The sequence below is a fragment of the Streptococcus sp. 2018110 genome (assembly GCF_019754115.1).
Taxonomy (GTDB): Bacteria; Bacillota; Bacilli; order Lactobacillales; family Streptococcaceae; genus Streptococcus; species Streptococcus hashimotonensis.
On the sequence record NZ_JAIJZO010000019.1, the window covers coordinates 22,250 to 39,740 of the forward strand.

Consider the following 17,491-nt stretch of genomic DNA (forward strand, 5'->3'; position numbering starts at 1 on the left):
AAAGTGAATGACAATTTACAATATCAACCGAGGTATCGGTTGGGCCAGTAGTGGCGTTGAGTATGCTCAAGCCTATCGCGCGAGCATACTAAGAAATATTCAGCAAGACAGTAAATTTATTTTTACGGATATGTTCCAAGGTGAAAACCTTGCACATTATACAGCTAATATTGGTTTTCAAGATGAGGAAGTAGTATGGCTGTATGGATTTTTTACTGATGTGAAAACTAGATCGACAACCTATACCATTGGTCAGTTTGAATCGAGTTTATCATCTGGTATGGTTAAAATCTCACAAAACAATGACTCTATCCGCTATGAAGATAAGGAAAAGGGCATTGTAGCCGTTGGTTTTTTGAGAAAAGATCACCCAGACTATGTGCAACGTGTCGAATACCTATCCAAAGGGAAACTTATTCGTAAAGACTATTTTAGTTATACAAAAATGTTCTCTGAATACTATGCACCTGTAGACAATCAGCCTAAGTTGTATCAACGGACATTCTTCAATGAAGATGGCAGTGTAGCCTATGAAGAAAACTGTGACGGTGAAAAGTCTCTATTCCGTTTCAAGGATACGATTTTATTTTCAAAAGAAGAATTGATTGGCTATATGTTGGATTGTTTGCAGTTGACCAGTCAAGATATTATTCTTGTGGATCGAGCGACGGGAACAGGTCAAGCTATTCTTCGTCATAAGGGAGCTGCAAAGGTTGCTGTTGTGATTCATGCAGAACACTACAACATTAATTCAATGACAGAGGATACCATTCTCTGGAATAATTATTATGAATATCAGTTTACCAATGCTGATAAAATTGACGCCTTCATCACATCCACCCAGGCTCAGAAAGATACGCTGTCTGCTCAATTTAAAAAATATACAAATTTAGATCCAGCTATTTTTGTCTTGCCAGTCGGTAGTTTAGATAAATTGCGTCATTCAGCCGAAGGAAGACGGCCATTCTCGCTTCTTACCTGTTCACGTTTAGCTGCAGAAAAACATATTGATTGGTTAGTTGAGGGTGTCGTCTTAGCGCAGAAGCAACTACCTGACCTAACATTTGATATTTATGGTGCTGGTGGTCAGCAATCGAAGTTGGCAAGCATGATTGAGCAACATCAAGCGCAAAGTTATATTCATCTCAAGGGGCACCATGATTTGACTGATATTTATCAGCAGTATCAAGTATATCTGACAGCCTCAACTAGTGAAGGCTTCGGTTTGACTCTGATGGAAGCTATCGGCTCAGGTTTGCCGATTATTGGTCTGGATGTTCCGTACGGGAACCAAACCTTTGTTGAAAATGAAAAAAACGGTTCTCTTATTCCGAGACAGGACCCAGATGATGCCATTATCTATGCACAAGAATTTGCGAAGCGCTTGATTCAACTGTATCAATCTAACCAATTGGATGCCTGGCATCAGGCTTCTTACAAGCGTGCAGAAGAATTTCTAACCAGTCGTCTAGAAGAAGCTTGGCAAACATTTATCGAGGAGGTGTAAGCGATGATTTTATTATTTGATTATTTTCATACAGCTAGTCAAGATTTGTACTACTCCTTGAAGCAAGCAGGGCTTACAGGCTCTACTGTTGCCATCAACGATGATGGTTTTTTGCCAGAAGGTGTGACATCCGTTTATTCATACTATTGCCAGATGGAAGCCGGTCACGGAAAACCTCTTTATTTTAATCAGATAAAGGTGCCATCATTCTGGGAAATTACAGGGACTAACGGTGAGGGAGAAATCTGGGAATATAGCGAAAAACGTGCGAAAATTTTCTATGCAGAGCCCAAGCATTTACGACATGTGAAGAATGTTGATTGGATGGATAAGAATGAAAAAGTTCGTTTTACAGACCATTACAATCAATATGGCTGGCTCTATGCTCGGACCTATTTTACTGCAGAACAAAAGGCAACAACGCGTAGTTATTTTACTCGCGAAGGCTTGGAAGTCATTGTAGAAAACTTTATGACTGGCGATGTTATCCTAAATTGGCAAGGAAAGACTCATTTTTTTGAAAATCGTGTAGCATTTTTAAAACACTACTTTAAAGAGATGGGCTGGGACACTTCGCAAATTTGGTATAATTCCCTGTCGACTCCTTTTTTCCTATCTTACAATATGCCACAACCAGGACAGGATATTCTTTTCTGGCAGGAAACGATAGGAGATGACATTCCTGGTAATATGAAAATTTTACTGGCTAGTGCGATTCAACGCACCCAGACCGTCGTGGTTCAGGATAAGGCTACTTTTGACAAGATGCGGACGCTTCTGCCTGCAGAACAGGCTGAAAAGTTAGTGTATCTTGGCTATATCTACCCTCAAAGACGTGAGAATCAGAACCGGCAAGACATTTTCATTTTTACAAACTCGGATCAGATTGAGCAACTGGACTATTTGACGACTTCTCTGCCGAATTTCAAATTCCATATTGCTGCCTTGACTGAAATGTCACAGCGTTTGATGGCTTTTGATACCAAGGACAATGTTCAACTTTACCCAAATATTTCACAAAGGGCGCTTGAACGATTATATGATACCTGTGACATCTATTTGGACATCAATCATGGAAGTCAAGTAATGGAAGTGGTTCGGAAAGCCTTTGAGCAAAACATGGTGATTTTTGCTTTTGAAAATACTGTTCATAATGCTTCGTTAATCATTAAAGATCATATTGTACCACAGGCAGAACCACACAAATTAGTAGAACTACTGAATGCGAATGCTGGGCGACTGACTGACAAGGTCGTTGAACAGCGCACTCATACAAGTAATGAATTTGTAGAAAACTATGTAGCTATCTTAGGCTAGGGGAGGCTTTTGATGACAAAAAAAAATCAACTATTAGAAGATGAAATCACTCAACAAATTCAAGAAGCTCGTTACGTTGAACCAAAACCGGATAAGAAAAGACGAGGTCTTTTCTATAAAACCATCATTTTCTTAGTTACACTAGCCATTCTCTATTCTCTATTACGTCGATTCTAGAGAAGGCTAATCATTAAAAAGAGGTTTCAATCAAACCTCTTTTTTGAATATTCAGAATTTGCAAATTTTTCTTGAAAAATGATAAAAAATATGAGAAAATGATACAAATTAGAAAGATGAGAAAGCTAATGAGAGAAGATATTCAGATTAATGAACGAGCCTTAACTGTATCAGAACAGTTGATAGAGGTTTTAGAATCCATTTACGATCCTGAAATTGAGCTAGACATCTACAATTTGGGTTTGATTTATGAGATTCATTTAGATGAAGCTGGTTTTTGTAAGGTTGTCATGACCTTTACAGATTCAGGTTGTTCATGTGCGGATACAATGCCTGGTGAATTGGTTGCAGCCTTGAAAACGATTGATGGTATAAACGATGCACAGGTAGAGATTGTCTGGTCTCCTGCTTGGAAGATGACCCGTATCAGCCGTCTCGGACGTATTACGCTTGGTATCAGTCCGAAATAAAAAGAAAATGGGAGCTGGAAAGAACTCGACGATCAAAAGAGTTCCCCTCGCTTCCAAATATGTTGGTTCGGGCTAAAATAGTCCACTGGACTATTTCACTCCCACCCCCGCATAGCTCCAAAGGTTCGGGGGCTGGAGATAGGGCGAACAGAGTTCGCTACAAAACTGTCTCCCAGACAGTTTGAGGTTGGAGATAAAGCGAACTCTGTTCGCAACAGTCGTAATGGTCAGTTTTGGAGTGTAAAACACGAATGGCTGAGATTTGCTTTGCAAATCTTATCTCCAACCTTTAACAGTCCAGTGGACTGTTAAAGCCAATCAACCACTGCGCTGAGATGTTGACACGAACTCTGAAAAGTGAGGCTGGACTTTCTGTCCAGCCTCACTTTTTAAATGTTTCATCGTATTGTCTGTCTAATTCTTCCATGGTTTCATAAACAGGCTTTGGAATCATGATAACTTGCGGATCCAAATCGACCATGCCATAGCTCGGGTCGATGCATTCTTCCCAAAATTCCATGTGTTTTTTATCAATATAGGATTCTGAATCTTCGACTTCAACCCCTCCTTCGGCTTGGACAGAGTACCAATAGAGGTATTCGCGTCCATCCAATACCTCACGGAAGATGGTTTCGACATACATTTTCTCTCCTTCAAGAGTGAGGAGGGTGTCTTCCATGTGCTCGTTGAGAAAGGCCATCCATTCATCTACTTTGGCAGTTTTCCCTTCTTTGACTCGAAAGCGGGAGAGTTCGACGTTTAGTTTCATTTTTTCTCCTTTTGGAAAACCCTGCCACGAGGACAGGGTCGTTGAGTTCCTTATTTTTTCCCCGTACGTTCTGGTCTCCAGAAGTCGGTAACGGCTCCTTTTGAGGCAGAGGATACGGTGTGGGCGTATTTACCGAGAACACCACGAGAGTAGAGTGGTGGAATGACAGTTGTTTTCTTGCGTTCTTCGATTTCTTTGTCAGAAACGTGCATGGTGATTTCTTTGGTATCTTGGTCAACCGTCACCAAATCACCTGTACGGAGGTAGGCAATTGGTCCACCATCCTGAGCTTCAGGTGCGATGTGTCCAACAACCAGTCCATAGGTACCACCAGAGAAACGACCGTCTGTTAGAAGGGCTACCTTGTCACCTTGGCCTTTTCCGACAATTATGGAAGAAAGGGATAGCATTTCAGGCATACCAGGACCACCTTTTGGTCCAACATAGCGGACAACGACTACATCGCCATCTACGATTTCGTCAGTCAAGACGGCTTCGATAGCTTCTTCTTCAGAATCAAAGACTTTGGCTGGACCTGTATGGTTGCGGACTTTCACACCAGAAACCTTGGCAACGGCACCTTCAGGAGCAAGGTTACCTTTGAGGATGATGAGTGGGCCATCTGCACGTTTTGGATTTTCAAGTGGCATGATGACCTCTTGACCTGGAGTCAAGTCTGCAAAATTCTCTAGGTTTTCAGCAACGGTTTTACCTGTACATGTGATGCGGTCGCCATGAAGGAAGCCGTTTTTGAGCAAGTATTTCATAACCGCAGGGACACCGCCGACATTATAGAGGTCTTGGAAGACATATTTACCAGATGGTTTTAGGTCAGCTAGGTGAGGTACTCGTTCTTGGAAATCGTTGAAATCTTCCAATGTTAATTCAACATTAGCAGCATGGGCGATGGCTAGAAGATGGAGCGTAGCGTTGGTTGAGCCCCCCAGAGCCATTGTGACTGTAATAGCATCTTCAAAGGCTTCACGAGTCATAATGTCAGATGGTTTGATGCCAAGTTCTAGCATGCGTACAACAGCACGACCAGCTTCTTCAATATCAGCCTTCTTCTCAGGAGATTCAGCAGGGTGAGAAGAAGATCCAGGAATAGACATGCCCATTACCTCAATGGCAGTAGCCATGGTATTGGCAGTATACATACCACCACAACCACCAGGTCCAGGACAGGCATTACACTCAATCTGACGAACTTCTTCAGCAGTTAAGTCGCCATTGTTCCATTTTCCGATTCCTTCGAAGACAGAAACCAAGTCAATATCTTTACCGTTGAGGTTACCTGGTGCGATGGTTCCACCGTAGGCGAATACGGCAGGAATGTCCATATTGGCGATAGCAATCATAGAACCAGGCATGTTTTTATCACAGCCACCGATTGCGACAAAGGCATCCACGTTGTGCCCTCCCATAGCTGCCTCAATAGAGTCGGCTATGATGTCACGGGAAGTCAAGGAGAAGCGCATACCAGGTGTTCCCATGGCGATTCCGTCTGCAACGGTGATGGTACCGTATTGAACAGGCCAGGCACCTGCATCTTTAACCCCTTCTTTGGCTAATTTTCCAAAGTCATGAAGGTGCATGTTACAGGGTGTATTTTCAGCCCATGTCGAAATAACCCCAACAATAGGCTTTTCAAAGCTATCGTCGGTCATTCCTGTTGCTCGTAACATAGCACGGTTAGGTGATTTAACCATCGAATCGTAGACGGAACTACGATGACGGAGGTTTTTTAGTTTGTTTGTATCGGTCATAATTTTCTTCTCCCTATCTTATTTTACCCATTATATCATAGATATGAAAGAAACGATAAAAGATTTGATAAATAATTGGAAATTTCCGAATTTTTCAACAATTCATTCTACAGTAAAAGGCACCTAAGAATTTTAAGTGCCCTTATCATTTATTTGTAGATTAAGTGGTCGTTTTTCGACGATTGTTTGCGGATGGATTGATGAAAAGACCGACTAAGGATAGAACTAGGAAGGCTGCGCCGATGTACCAATAAGGTTGATCTAAGGTAGTTGAGCGTCCAGATAGGTTGATAATGCCTCGGAGAAGACAACCAGTTGTAGTAGTTGCAACGCCAGAATTCCACAAATTATAGGAGAGACGTGAAAGAGTAGGTATAAGTTGCAGCAGACCGAGTAGCACAGCTCCGCCTATTAATGGTACACAGAACATATAATGCATAAAGACAGAGACTTCGCCATAGCTGAGACTTTCATAGATTCGACTGAAAATAAACAGGAAAGCTGTTATTGCTAAGTAGGAGATAAATGTTCTTGAAACTCTTGTAGTTGAATTAGTAACCGATGTAGACAATGTCACTCACCGCCCTTTCTGAGATAGTATTTCCATTTGTTGTTGGGTTGTTAATCACTTGACCGTTGAAGTAAAGAGTAGATGAACCACCGCCATCAAGGTTGTAGGCAGTTTGAGCACCATATTGTTTCATAACTTCTGCCAATTGATAGAGAGAGAGTCCTTCGCTTTCAGATGTACGTCCATCTGCTACGACGATGATATAATGATTTTCATCGATAATCCCGATAGCAGAACGAGGGTTGGATGACATTGCACGTCCGACTTCTGTTGAAGTATCAACGACAATTTCGCCGTTTTCGACCAATGATGGACCAAATGCTAAGAGGTTGACAACGCCCTTGTCAATCAATTCTTGGGCGGTAATCTCATTTTCATAAATGACCTCAAACGAGCCGTCTGCGTAGATGGCCAAGTCGCCATAAGATGCATTGTCCCGAACGGTGTCTCGATACAGAACCCCATTCTTAATAACATAACCAGTTGAGTTGGCTCCGTAGTAGTCACCGTTAACCGCTAGAATGGCATTGTTTGCTGCCGCTGTTTCTGAGGTTTTAGCTGTTACGTTTGTACCGTAAGTGTTTTGTGCAAGTGCTGTTTTTAAATACTCGGGTGAGCTGACTTGAATATCTGCGACGTAAACAGTTGTGTTATTGGTGGTAATCGTCTCTAAATTTATCTGAATGTTATCATCAGAGTAACTAGTATCAGTAGTAGATACATTGGTTGCTGTTGTGGCAGTGGTGGAAGACGAAGCTGTGGTCGTATTCTGCTCGCTCGTAGAAGTAGCATTGCTTGCAGCAACCGTTGTGATAGCCTCGGAAAGCACGAAGGTTTTTAACATGGAGTAAGTAAAGCCTCCTGTCAAAAGCATTCCGAAGATGGATGCGTAGGCAAAGGGTTTTTTAAGCAATTTCATGGGAAAATGATTTCCTTTCTTTAAAAATAATATTCTTTTGAACAAACCAAGAAGCTAGGAAAAGGAGGATGCCAACTGCAAGTTTGACAATGTAGAGGTTGAGTCCTAGAATTTGGTGGAAGAGATAGAGGAGGGCTGTATCGCAAAGGAAGAGGACAAGGGCTAGTGTAAAGTAGCCTGCGCCTGTTCGTGCGATGCTCTCTTCATTGTTAAAGACTAATTTCTTATTAAGTGCAAAATTACAGGTAGCACTACAAAAGCGAGCAATCGTGTTTGCGACCAATAAGCGTAGAGCAGTTGGTAAGCTAGTGAGTAGCAATAAGGCAAGTGCATATACTCCGTAGTCAACTAGAAATCCACCAAAAGATGCCAGGGCAAATTTGAAGAGATTTTTGTAAACGAGCAGTCCATCTTTTATGGGACGAAAATGCGAACTGGCATTATCATCGATATAAATGGTTTGGATTGGAACTTCCGTAATTTTATAGCGTTGACTTGCCTGAGTTAACATGTTCATCTCGTACTCATAGCAATCGCCTTCAATATCTAACATGAATGGAATTAAGTCAGTATGGAATCCACGCAAGCCTGTTTGCGTATCGGACACATTGACACCAGTTTGCAATCTAAACAATACTCTGGTTAGTTTGTTACCAAATCGGCTACGGAGCGGGATGTCCTTAGTAAATTGACGGACGCCAAGGATGAGGCGGCTTGGTAGATTCATGGCGGCGCGTGCGACACGGTCAATATCATTTACAGCGTGTTGACCATCTGCGTCAGCAGTTACGATAACACCTGGTTTTCTCAAATCTTGGATGAAACTAAAGGCTGTTCGCAAGGCTTGGCCTTTTCCTTTATTGACATCATGGTGTAGAACAATCGCATAGGTTTTGGCGATTTCAAGAATATTTTTGGATGCGCCAGTACTACCATCATCCACAACGATGACCTGACAATTTAGCCTGTTTTTCATTATTTCTAATAGTTGGATTAATTTTTCATCTGGCTGGTAAGCCGGTATCACTACATAATACATATCCTAAACCTCATTTATTTTTCTTGTTGGGACTACTATACTGAAGTTTTCTAAAAGCAAGCTAAAACCAAGCCAGTCAAGGGGTTTGCTTAAGTTTTGCTTAAGAAAATGTTAGGAAATCGTTAAGAAAACGAACAAATGTAGGAATTTTCAGAAAATTCCTTGACATTCTACTTCCTTGTGATATTATAGTAGATAACAAATTTGCAGAGAGGAGGAATATTCGTGCAAGAAATTCAACTAGACCAACCGCGTTCGGGGTCCTATCTCATTTTGGACACCCTGCATCAGCTAGGAGTAGACCTTGTTTTTGGTTATCCTGGTGGGGCAGTTTTGCCTCTATATGATGCTATCTATCAATATGAGGGAATCCAGCATATTTTGGCTCGTCATGAACAAGGAGCGGTCCACGAGGCCGAAGGATACGCTAAATCATCAGGAAAGGTGGGCGTAGCCATTGTAACCTCTGGGCCAGGTGCTACCAATGCCATTACTGGAATTGCGGACGCAATGGGTGATAGTGTTCCTCTTTTAGTTTTTACTGGTCAAGTCGCAACACGTGGTATCGGTAAAGATGCTTTTCAGGAAGCTGATGTCTTGGGGATGACAATGCCGATTACCAAGTACAATTACCAAATTCGGGATACGGCAGATATTCCTAGAGTCATCACAGAAGCTCTCCATATTGCAACAACAGGTAGACCGGGTCCCGTTGTTATTGATGTTCCAAAAGACATCCAAGAAAGAGTTGTTGATTTTTATCATGACCCAACTCTACACCTACCAAGTTATCAGCCAACGATTGAACCAAATGGTTTGCAGGTTAAGAAAATTTTGAAACAGCTTAGCCAAGCTCAAAAACCAGTTATATTGGCTGGTGGTGGTGTCAATTATGCAGATGCCAATAAAGAATTAGTTGCCTTTGCAGAGCGCTACCGTATTCCAGTAGTTTCAACCCTCCTTGGATTAGGTGCAATGCCCATTGAGCATGAATTATCCTTGGCTATGGGGGGGATGCACGGTTCATACGCTGCCAATATGGCTATGGATCAGGCTGATTACATTATCAATATTGGAGCGCGATTCGATGACCGCCTAACAGGAAATCCAACAACCTATGCGCCAAATGCGACGGTAGCACATATTGATATTGATTCCGCAGAAATTGGTAAAGTTGTCAAAACGGCTATTCCAGTAGTGGGCGATGCTAAGGCAACCTTGAAAGCTCTACTTGCTTTAGAAACAGTCGAAACAGGCTATGCTGATTGGACGGCACAAGTATTGGAAAACAAACGTCGGGCGCCATTTTGGTATGATGAAGATGAAAAGGTTATTAAGCCACAGGCGGCAATTGAATTAATTGGTCAGTTGACGCAAGGGGATGCCATTGTCGTGACAGATGTTGGTCAGCATCAAATGTGGGCTGCCCAATTCTACCCCTACAAACATGCACGTCAACTTGTAACATCTGGTGGCATGGGGACCATGGGCTTTGGTATTCCTGCAGCTATCGGCGCCAAATTAGCCAATCCAGATAAAGAAGTAATCATCTTTGTTGGTGATGGTGGCTTCCAAATGACCAACCAAGAATTGGCTATTTTGAATGGCTATGGTGTACCGATTAAGGTTGTATTGATCAATAACCACTCTCTTGGAATGGTTCGTCAATGGCAGGAATCCTTCTATGAAAAGCGTCGTAGCCAATCTGTGTTTGACGATGAACCGAATTTCCAATTGTTGGCGGAGGCCTATGGAATTAGTCATTATAGTTTTGACAATCCAGCGACTCTAAGTGAAGACATGAAAGTTATCTTAGAAGATAAACCAATGCTCATAGAGGTTCATATTTCTAATCGTGAACATGTTCAACCGATGGTGCCAGCAGGTAAGAGCAATGCAGAGATGTTGGGGGTGAAGTTCAATGCGTAGAATGTTAACAGCTAAATTACGAAATTCATCAGGCGTCCTCAACCGCTTTACGGGTATTCTATCTCGTCGCCAAATCAATATTGAGTCCATCTCCGTCGGCCCAACAGAAGTAGATGGCATCTCACGTGTGACGGTAATTGTAGACGTGGCCAGTCACGATGAGGTCGAACAAATCATCAAACAGCTGAACCGCTTGATTGATGTGGTTCGAGTACGTGACTTAACGGACATACCCCACTTAGAGCATGAGGTGATTCTTGTCAAAATTTCAGCTCCGCCAACAAAACGAGCAGAAATTTTAGCGATTATCCAACCCTTTAGAGCAAATGTTGTCGATGTGGCACCTCACTCTATTACCATCCAAATGACAGGTGACGGAGATAAGATTGACGCCCTCCTGCGCGTGATTCAGCCTTATGGCATCAAGAATATCGCAAGAACGGGTGCAACTGGATTTAGTAGAGACTAACCCTCTTCGATAATCAATCCTATACTGCGTTGACTTGGCTTGATGAACGTTAGGTCTATCTTCGCCTACATCGCCTAGTCTAGCCTTCATTTTCTTTGAATATCCAAAATTACAAATAAAAATAGAAAAGAGAATCTTATGACAGTAACAATGCAATATGAAAAAGATGTAACAGTAGCAGCACTTGACGGTAAACGTATCGCCGTTATCGGTTATGGTTCACAAGGTCATGCCCATGCCCAAAACTTGCGTGATACAGGACACGACGTCATCATCGGTGTGCGTGCAGGTAAGTCATTTGACAAGGCAAAAGAAGACGGTTTTGAAACCTTTGAAGTAACAGAAGCAGCAAAACAAGCAGATGTCATCATGATCTTGGCTCCAGACGAAATCCAAGCAGACCTTTACAATGAAGAAATCGCTCCAAACTTGGAAGCGGGCAATGCCCTTGGTTTTGCCCATGGTTTCAACGTTCACTTTGAATTTATCAAGGTACCAGCAGATGTGGATGTCTTCATGTGTGCACCAAAAGGTCCAGGTCACTTGGTACGCCGTACCTTTGAAGAAGGTTTTGGAGTACCAGCCCTCTATGCTGTTTACCAAGATGCAACTGGCAATGCAAAACATATTGCGATGGACTGGGCAAAAGGTGTTGGTTCAGCCCGTGTCGGTCTTCTAGAAACAACTTTCAAGGAAGAAACGGAAGAAGACTTGTTTGGTGAGCAAGCTGTTCTCTGCGGTGGTTTGACAGCCCTTATGCAGGCAGGTTTTGAAGTCTTGACAGAAGCAGGTTATGCACCAGAATTAGCTTACTTTGAAGTATTGCATGAAATGAAACTGATTGTTGACCTTGTCTACGAAGGTGGCTTTAAGAAAATGCGCCAATCTATCTCAAACACTGCTGAATTCGGTGACTATGTATCAGGCCCACGTGTAATTACAGACCAAGTCAAAGAAAACATGAAGGCAGTCCTTGCAGATATTCAATCTGGTAAATTTGCAAATGACTTTGTAAATGACTATAAAGCAGGCCGTCCACGTATGGAAGCTTATCGTAAAGAAGCAGAGAATCTTGAAATCGAAAAAGTAGGTGCAGAACTCCGCAAAGCAATGCCATTTGTCGGACGCAATGATGACGACGCGTTCAAAATCTATAATTAAACACTATCAAGGTAGATAGGGTGATAGTCAGCTTTACTTTGAGTGATGGCAATACATTTAAGGTTTGAGTTGGCAGATGAGGGGATGTCATTCCCTTTTTCCTCTATCTCCGAAAATGAATAAAAGAGCTGGTTTTCCCAGCTCTTTTGCCCATTTTGTTCATAAATAGATTTTTATAAAATTAAACATTCGTTTTCTGTTGAATAACATGCTAGTAGCTTGAATATAAGTCTAATTGCTAGGATTTTTCAGGGAATATTGGTACAATAAATATAGAAAGAAATTACTGGAACTATGATTACAGCAAAAAATGTAGAACAAGCATACTCCGTTCTTAAGCGCGTGGTAGTACGTACCCCCTTGGATTATAGTCGATACTTGTCGGAAAAATATGGTGCAACTATTTATTTAAAAAGAGAAAATGAACAGCGTGTTCGCTCTTTTAAAATTCGAGGAGCCTATTATGCTATTTCACAATTGACAGATGATGAGAAGTCACGCGGAGTGGTCTGTGCTTCGGCCGGAAACCATGCTCAAGGTGTGGCCTATACCTGTCAGGAAATGCAAATTCCTGCTACGATTTTTATGCCCATTACAACTCCGCAACAAAAAATAGGGCAGGTTAAATTTTTCGGAGGAGACTACGTAGAGATTCGGCTCGTAGGTGATACCTTCGATGAGTCAGCCAAGGCAGCACAAGATTATACTCAGGAAAGTGGGAAAACCTTTATAGACCCATTCGATGATGAAAATGTGCAGGCTGGTCAGGGAACAGTAGCTTATGAAATCTTGGAAGAAGCGGAAGAGCAAACCATTAGTTTTGACCAAATTTTAGTTCCCATAGGAGGAGGTGGTCTGGTTGCAGGCGTTTCGGCCTATCTGAAAGAACATGCACCTGAAATTAAGATTGTTGGTGTTGAAGCAAGTGGGGCACGGTCAATGAAAGCGGCTTTTGATAAAGGTCGTCCGGTTAAATTAGACCAAATTGATAAATTTGCTGACGGTATTGCGGTACAGAAAGTTGGTAAGTCGACCTACGAAGTGGCTCGGAAATACATAGATCGCCTGATTGGTGTGGATGAAGGATGGATTTCTGGGACTATTTTAGACCTCTATTCTAAGCTGGGTATTGTTGCTGAGCCAGCAGGAGCAGCAACGATTGCAGCTCTTGAGGTAGTCAAGGACCAAATCAAGGGGCAAACCATTTGTTGTATCATTTCTGGTGGTAATAACGACATCAACAGGATGCCGGAAATGGAGGAACGTGCGCTTATCTACGAGGGAATTAAACACTACTTTGTTGTTAATTTTCCACAACGTCCAGGGGCTCTTCGTGAATTTGTAAATGATATTCTAGGGCCAAATGATGATATTACTCGTTTTGAATATATCAAACGTGCCAATAAGGGAACAGGGCCGGTTCTAATCGGTATTGCCCTAGGAGATAAAACAGATTATACGCAGTTTATTTCTCGCTTGGAAGAGTTTGATCCCCAGTACATCAATCTTCATGAAAATGATTCGCTTTATAAAATGCTAGTTTAGGAGGTCATTATGGTGCTTGGTCCAATTGTTTTTATTGGTAGTTTCTTGTTCTTTGTACTGATTGCTTTGATTTTGATTGCTTCAGGGCTATACGTTGTCAAGCAGCAGACGGTCGCTATTATTGAGCGCTTTGGGAAATACCAAAAAACATCTACTTCAGGTATTAACTTTAAGATACCATTTGGAGTTGATGTCATCGCAGCCCGCATTCAATTGCGGATGTTGCAAAGTGAAATTGTGGTAGAAACCAAGACGCAGGATAATGTTTTTGTCACAATGAATGTGGCAACTCAATATCGAGTAAATGAAAATAATGTGACGGATGCCTATTACAAGCTCATGCACCCAGAAGCACAGATTAAGTCCTATATTGAAGATGCCCTGCGTTCATCTGTGCCTAAATTGACCCTGGATGAGCTCTTCGAGAAAAAGGATGAGATTGCACTTGAGGTACAAAAACAAGTAGCAGAAGAAATGTCAACCTACGGTTATGTTATTGTCAAAACCTTAATTACCAAGGTAGAGCCAGACGCCGAGGTTAAACAATCTATGAATGAAATTAACGCAGCTCAGCGGAAACGGGTTGCGGCCCAGGAATTGGCAGAAGCGGACAAGATTAAAATTGTCACAGCAGCAGAAGCGGAAGCTGAAAAGGATCGCTTGCATGGTGTAGGTATTGCACAACAACGTAAGGCGATTGTAGACGGACTGGCAGATTCGATTCGTGAACTGAAAGAATCAAATGTTAGCCTATCTGAAGAGCAGATTATGTCTATCTTGCTGACCAACCAATACTTGGATACTCTCAATAATTTTGCACAAGGAGGTAATCAAACCATTTTCCTTCCTGCGAATCCGGAAGGAGTAGAAGATATCAGAACACAACTATTATCGTCTCTTAAAGTAAAATCATAGTAAAAACCGAACAATTTGCTTGACAAAATAGGTTTATCTGTATTATACTTAATTGCACGAATAAAAAAGAAAGGGGTTTCTAATGACTAGTTACGAAAAAGTAGCCGCTGTTGTCGGCTGGGTTCGTGAAAAGAAAATCACAGGTTACCGTATCAGTAAGGAAACAAATGCTCGTGAAATGTCAGTTATCGCTCTTGCACAAGGTCGCGCTAAGATTGACAATATTTCATTTGCAACTGCCTTGGGTTTGATTGATTTTTACGACAAAAACCACAAGAAATTTGAAAACTAATCTAAATGGTTTCATTTAGAGATGTCCAAAAAGAGGAATTTTGCGATTCCTCTTTTTTTGTATAAAAAAACTTACCAGCTTTGAAACTGGTAAGTAATCGTCTTATATGGAACAGATTGAGTTTATCCAAGGAAACGCTGAAGGAATTCACGTGTGCGTTCTTCTTGTGGATTTTCAAAGATTTGTTGAGGGCTGCCTTCTTCGGCGATGACACCCTTATCCATAAAGATAACGCGGTCAGATACGTCACGGGCAAATTCCATTTCGTGAGTTACGATAAGCATCGTCAATCCTGATTTTGCCAAATCTTGCATGGTTTTGAGAACTTCCCCGACCATCTCTGGATCGAGAGCAGAAGTCGGCTCATCAAAGAGGATAACTTCTGGGTCAACAGATAGGGCGCGTGCAATGGCCACACGTTGTTTCTGTCCACCAGAGAGTTGGCTTGGTTTGGCTTGCCAGTACTGTTCGGTCATGCCAACCTTATTGAGGTTTTCCTTGGCGATTTTTTCTGCCTCAGCTCGATCTCGTTTCAGTACCGTAGTTTGTGCTACAATGGCATTTTCCAATACATTTAGATTGTTGAAAAGGTTGAAGGATTGGAATACCATACCTAGTTTTTCACGGTAAGTCGTCAAATCATATCCTTTAGCCAAAACATCTTGTCCGTGGTATAGAATCTTTCCTTCTGTTGGTGTTTCCAAAAGGTTGATAGATCGGAGGAAGGTTGATTTTCCCGAACCAGATGAACCGATGATTGAGATAACCTCGCCCTTTTCAACGCTAATAGAGATGTCTTTGAGGACTTGATTTTGTCCGTATGATTTCTTTAGATTTTTGATTTCAAGAATTACATTTTTAGTCATGTGGCACCTCGACTTGCATTTGGTTTGCACCTGTTGTGTATGTATCTGTATCAAAATGCTTTTCAACTGCGCGTAAGATACGTGTCACAGTAAAGGTTAGAATGAAGTAGATAATAGCAATAACCGTAAAGGTTTGGAAATATTGATAGGTTTGGGTTGCGACAGTATTTCCTGAGAAATAGAGTTCAACAACTGAGATAACGTTCAATACAGAAGTATCTTTGATATTGATGACAAATTCATTACCAGTCGCTGGTAAGATGTTACGAATAACCTGTGGAAGGACAATCTTACGCATGGTCTGATTATGGGTAAATCCGAGAGCAGTCGCAGCTTCAAATTGGCCCTTATCGACGGCAAAGATACCACCGCGGACAATCTCACTCATGTAGGCACCTGTGTTGATGGATACAATGAAGATAGCGGCAAGTGTGCGGTCAAGATTGAGTCCGAATGCTTGGGCGGTACCATAGTAAATAACCATGGATTGTACAATCATCGGCGTACCACGGAAAATTTCGATGTAGATATTGATAATCCAACCGAGCACTTTTTGACCAATAGCAAGCGCCTTGTTTGCTGCTTTTGGAGCTGTACGGAAGACACCGATGAGGAGACCGATAGCAGTACCGATAATTGTACCGAGGATGGAAATGAGTAATGTCATCCCAGTTCCGCGCAGAAGTTGTTGCCAGTTGTTAACAACAATATTCCAAACTTGGGCGAAGAAACTAGGTGTTTCGCCCTCGCTGGCTTCTTCAACGGGTTGGTTTTCAATCATATCATCCATAAGTGCGATTTGCTCTTCTTCTGAAATAGTTGCTAAGACTTCGTTGACCTGAGTGATACGAGAGTCATCTTTGCGCATACCGACAGCAATGGTCACGTCTTCGGCATTGGTTTCAAAACTGTCTGCCAATTCAACCATTTTGAAAGCTTTATTTGCGGCTTCTGCTGTACGACCTTCTGGACGTTCAGAAACATAGGCGTCTATAATGCCAGATTCTAAAGCTTGACGGATTTGGGAGAAATCTCCCATGGCAGTCTGTTTGTTAGCCCCTTCAATTTGGTCAATCAAATCATAGAGGTAAACCCCTTGCTGGGCAGTGATTTTTGCACCAGCAAAATCTACCAAGCTGGTTGCGTTTGCGTACTGACTATCAGAACGAACAACCAGGGTAGGAATTGAAGTGTAGTAGCTATCTGAGAAGGCGATTTCTTTCTTGCGCTCTTCTGTCGGGCTCATGCCGGCGATAATCATATCGATTTTACCAGATGTAAGAGCAGGGACCAACCCTTCCCACTTGGTTTTAACAACCAAGAGTTCTTTTTCCATGGATGCAGCGATTTTTTTTGCAACCTGAACATCATATCCGTTGGCAAATTGATTGGTTCCCTCAATAGGAACGGCACCGTTGCTATCATCTTCTTGGGTCCAGTTAAATGGTGCGTAGGCGGCTTCCATACCGACCCGCAGGTATTCGTCTGCCCGAACCCCTGTTGTTACAGAAAAAACAGCGATTAGGGTCAGCAGAAATATACTGAGTTTACGTTTCATAATGTCTCCTTTAAAATGCTATTACACCATTTTATTAAAAATTCTGACAAATTTCAATATCCTTGTACTATGAATAGGGAGTTTTTTTATGATTGAAAGTTCTATAATGAAGTTAGCCACCTTACCTTAGTCAAGAATTAGATGTTTCACTATGTTTGAGTAAGTTGATGATTTCATTTGATAACAGGTTTGAAGCTGTTAGGCTAGGTGGCCAAGGCTAA

The 17,491-nt window shown here is 41.9% G+C and carries 17 protein-coding genes; 10 read left to right on the forward strand and 7 right to left on the reverse strand.

The annotated features are described in order from the left end of the window. The first annotated feature begins 7 nt into the window (after positions 1 to 7). The 4 genes from gtfA (at position 8) to K5Q34_RS09930 (ending at position 3,471) form a co-directional block, all read left to right on the forward strand. Entirely contained in the window at positions 8 to 1,507 is a 1,500-nt protein-coding gene (gtfA, locus tag K5Q34_RS09915; RefSeq protein ID WP_029171037.1) for an accessory Sec system glycosyltransferase GtfA, read from the forward strand. A 3-nt stretch (positions 1,508 to 1,510) separates the two neighbouring features. Next, positions 1,511 to 2,824: an accessory Sec system glycosylation chaperone GtfB gene (gtfB, locus tag K5Q34_RS09920; protein ID WP_221864927.1), complete on the forward strand. Its 1,314-nt coding sequence runs from the start codon at positions 1,511 to 1,513 to the stop codon at positions 2,822 to 2,824. A 12-nt stretch (positions 2,825 to 2,836) separates the two neighbouring features. Then, positions 2,837 to 3,001, forward strand: a complete 165-nt coding sequence (locus K5Q34_RS09925) for a hypothetical protein (protein ID WP_153308473.1) — start codon at positions 2,837 to 2,839, stop codon at positions 2,999 to 3,001. Positions 3,002 to 3,129: 128 nt separating this feature from the next. Beyond that, a complete protein-coding gene (locus tag K5Q34_RS09930; RefSeq protein WP_024406534.1) occupies positions 3,130 to 3,471 on the forward strand; it encodes a metal-sulfur cluster assembly factor in 342 nt (113 codons plus the stop codon). Positions 3,472 to 3,853: 382 nt separating this feature from the next. Here the strand turns inward: K5Q34_RS09930 and K5Q34_RS09935 are convergent, their stop codons facing one another. The 5 genes from K5Q34_RS09935 to K5Q34_RS09955 all read right to left on the reverse strand — a co-directional run bounded on the left by K5Q34_RS09935 (position 3,854) and on the right by K5Q34_RS09955 (position 8,535). After that, entirely contained in the window at positions 3,854 to 4,240 is a 387-nt protein-coding gene (locus tag K5Q34_RS09935) for a DUF6176 family protein (protein WP_221864928.1), read from the reverse strand. Between the two features lie 50 nt (positions 4,241 to 4,290). Next, entirely contained in the window at positions 4,291 to 6,006 is a 1,716-nt protein-coding gene (ilvD, locus tag K5Q34_RS09940) for a dihydroxy-acid dehydratase (protein WP_221864929.1), read from the reverse strand. A 160-nt stretch (positions 6,007 to 6,166) separates the two neighbouring features. Continuing rightward, the gene (locus tag K5Q34_RS09945) at positions 6,167 to 6,583 is read right to left on the reverse strand and encodes a hypothetical protein (RefSeq protein WP_205028438.1); all 417 of its coding nucleotides are present in this window, start codon (positions 6,581 to 6,583) and stop codon (positions 6,167 to 6,169) included. Next, on the reverse strand, positions 6,558 to 7,496 hold the full coding sequence (locus K5Q34_RS09950) for a phosphodiester glycosidase family protein (protein ID WP_205028437.1): 939 nt from the start codon (positions 7,494 to 7,496) through the stop codon (positions 6,558 to 6,560). Before K5Q34_RS09950 ends, K5Q34_RS09945 begins: the two co-directional genes overlap by 26 nt. Beyond that, a complete protein-coding gene (locus K5Q34_RS09955; RefSeq protein WP_221864930.1) occupies positions 7,483 to 8,535 on the reverse strand; it encodes a bifunctional glycosyltransferase family 2/GtrA family protein in 1,053 nt (350 codons plus the stop codon). Before K5Q34_RS09955 ends, K5Q34_RS09950 begins: the two co-directional genes overlap by 14 nt. A 225-nt stretch (positions 8,536 to 8,760) precedes the next feature. On the opposite strand from K5Q34_RS09955, the gene K5Q34_RS09960 reads away from it, so the two are divergent. From K5Q34_RS09960 to K5Q34_RS09985, 6 genes are all read left to right on the forward strand, one after another. Beyond that, positions 8,761 to 10,464 carry an acetolactate synthase large subunit gene (locus K5Q34_RS09960; protein WP_024413786.1) on the forward strand — a complete coding sequence of 568 codons (1,704 nt, stop codon included), beginning with the start codon at positions 8,761 to 8,763 and terminating at the stop codon, positions 10,462 to 10,464. Then, positions 10,457 to 10,933, forward strand: coding sequence for an acetolactate synthase small subunit (ilvN, locus tag K5Q34_RS09965; protein ID WP_221864931.1), 477 nt, complete (start codon positions 10,457 to 10,459; stop codon positions 10,931 to 10,933). Before K5Q34_RS09960 ends, ilvN begins: the two co-directional genes overlap by 8 nt. A 138-nt stretch (positions 10,934 to 11,071) precedes the next feature. After that, entirely contained in the window at positions 11,072 to 12,094 is a 1,023-nt protein-coding gene (gene ilvC, locus K5Q34_RS09970) for a ketol-acid reductoisomerase (RefSeq protein WP_221864932.1), read from the forward strand. 294 nt (positions 12,095 to 12,388) lie between these two features. After that, entirely contained in the window at positions 12,389 to 13,639 is a 1,251-nt protein-coding gene (gene ilvA / locus K5Q34_RS09975) for a threonine ammonia-lyase IlvA (RefSeq protein ID WP_024412903.1), read from the forward strand. 9 nt (positions 13,640 to 13,648) lie between these two features. After that, positions 13,649 to 14,554: an SPFH domain-containing protein gene (locus K5Q34_RS09980; protein WP_024389694.1), complete on the forward strand. Its 906-nt coding sequence runs from the start codon at positions 13,649 to 13,651 to the stop codon at positions 14,552 to 14,554. 82 nt (positions 14,555 to 14,636) lie between these two features. Then, positions 14,637 to 14,846: a hypothetical protein gene (locus K5Q34_RS09985; protein ID WP_009910800.1), complete on the forward strand. Its 210-nt coding sequence runs from the start codon at positions 14,637 to 14,639 to the stop codon at positions 14,844 to 14,846. Between the two features lie 122 nt (positions 14,847 to 14,968). On the opposite strand, the gene K5Q34_RS09990 is transcribed toward K5Q34_RS09985, so the two are convergent. Both K5Q34_RS09990 and K5Q34_RS09995 read right to left on the reverse strand, forming a co-directional pair. Then, positions 14,969 to 15,712 carry an amino acid ABC transporter ATP-binding protein gene (locus K5Q34_RS09990; RefSeq protein ID WP_221864933.1) on the reverse strand — a complete coding sequence of 248 codons (744 nt, stop codon included), beginning with the start codon at positions 15,710 to 15,712 and terminating at the stop codon, positions 14,969 to 14,971. After that, positions 15,705 to 17,270 (reverse strand): ABC transporter substrate-binding protein/permease, encoded by a 1,566-nt coding sequence (locus K5Q34_RS09995; RefSeq protein ID WP_221864934.1) that lies wholly within the window; start codon positions 17,268 to 17,270, stop codon positions 15,705 to 15,707. The genes K5Q34_RS09990 and K5Q34_RS09995 overlap by 8 nt, the downstream gene beginning before the upstream one ends. Between the last annotated feature and the right edge of the window lie 221 nt (positions 17,271 to 17,491).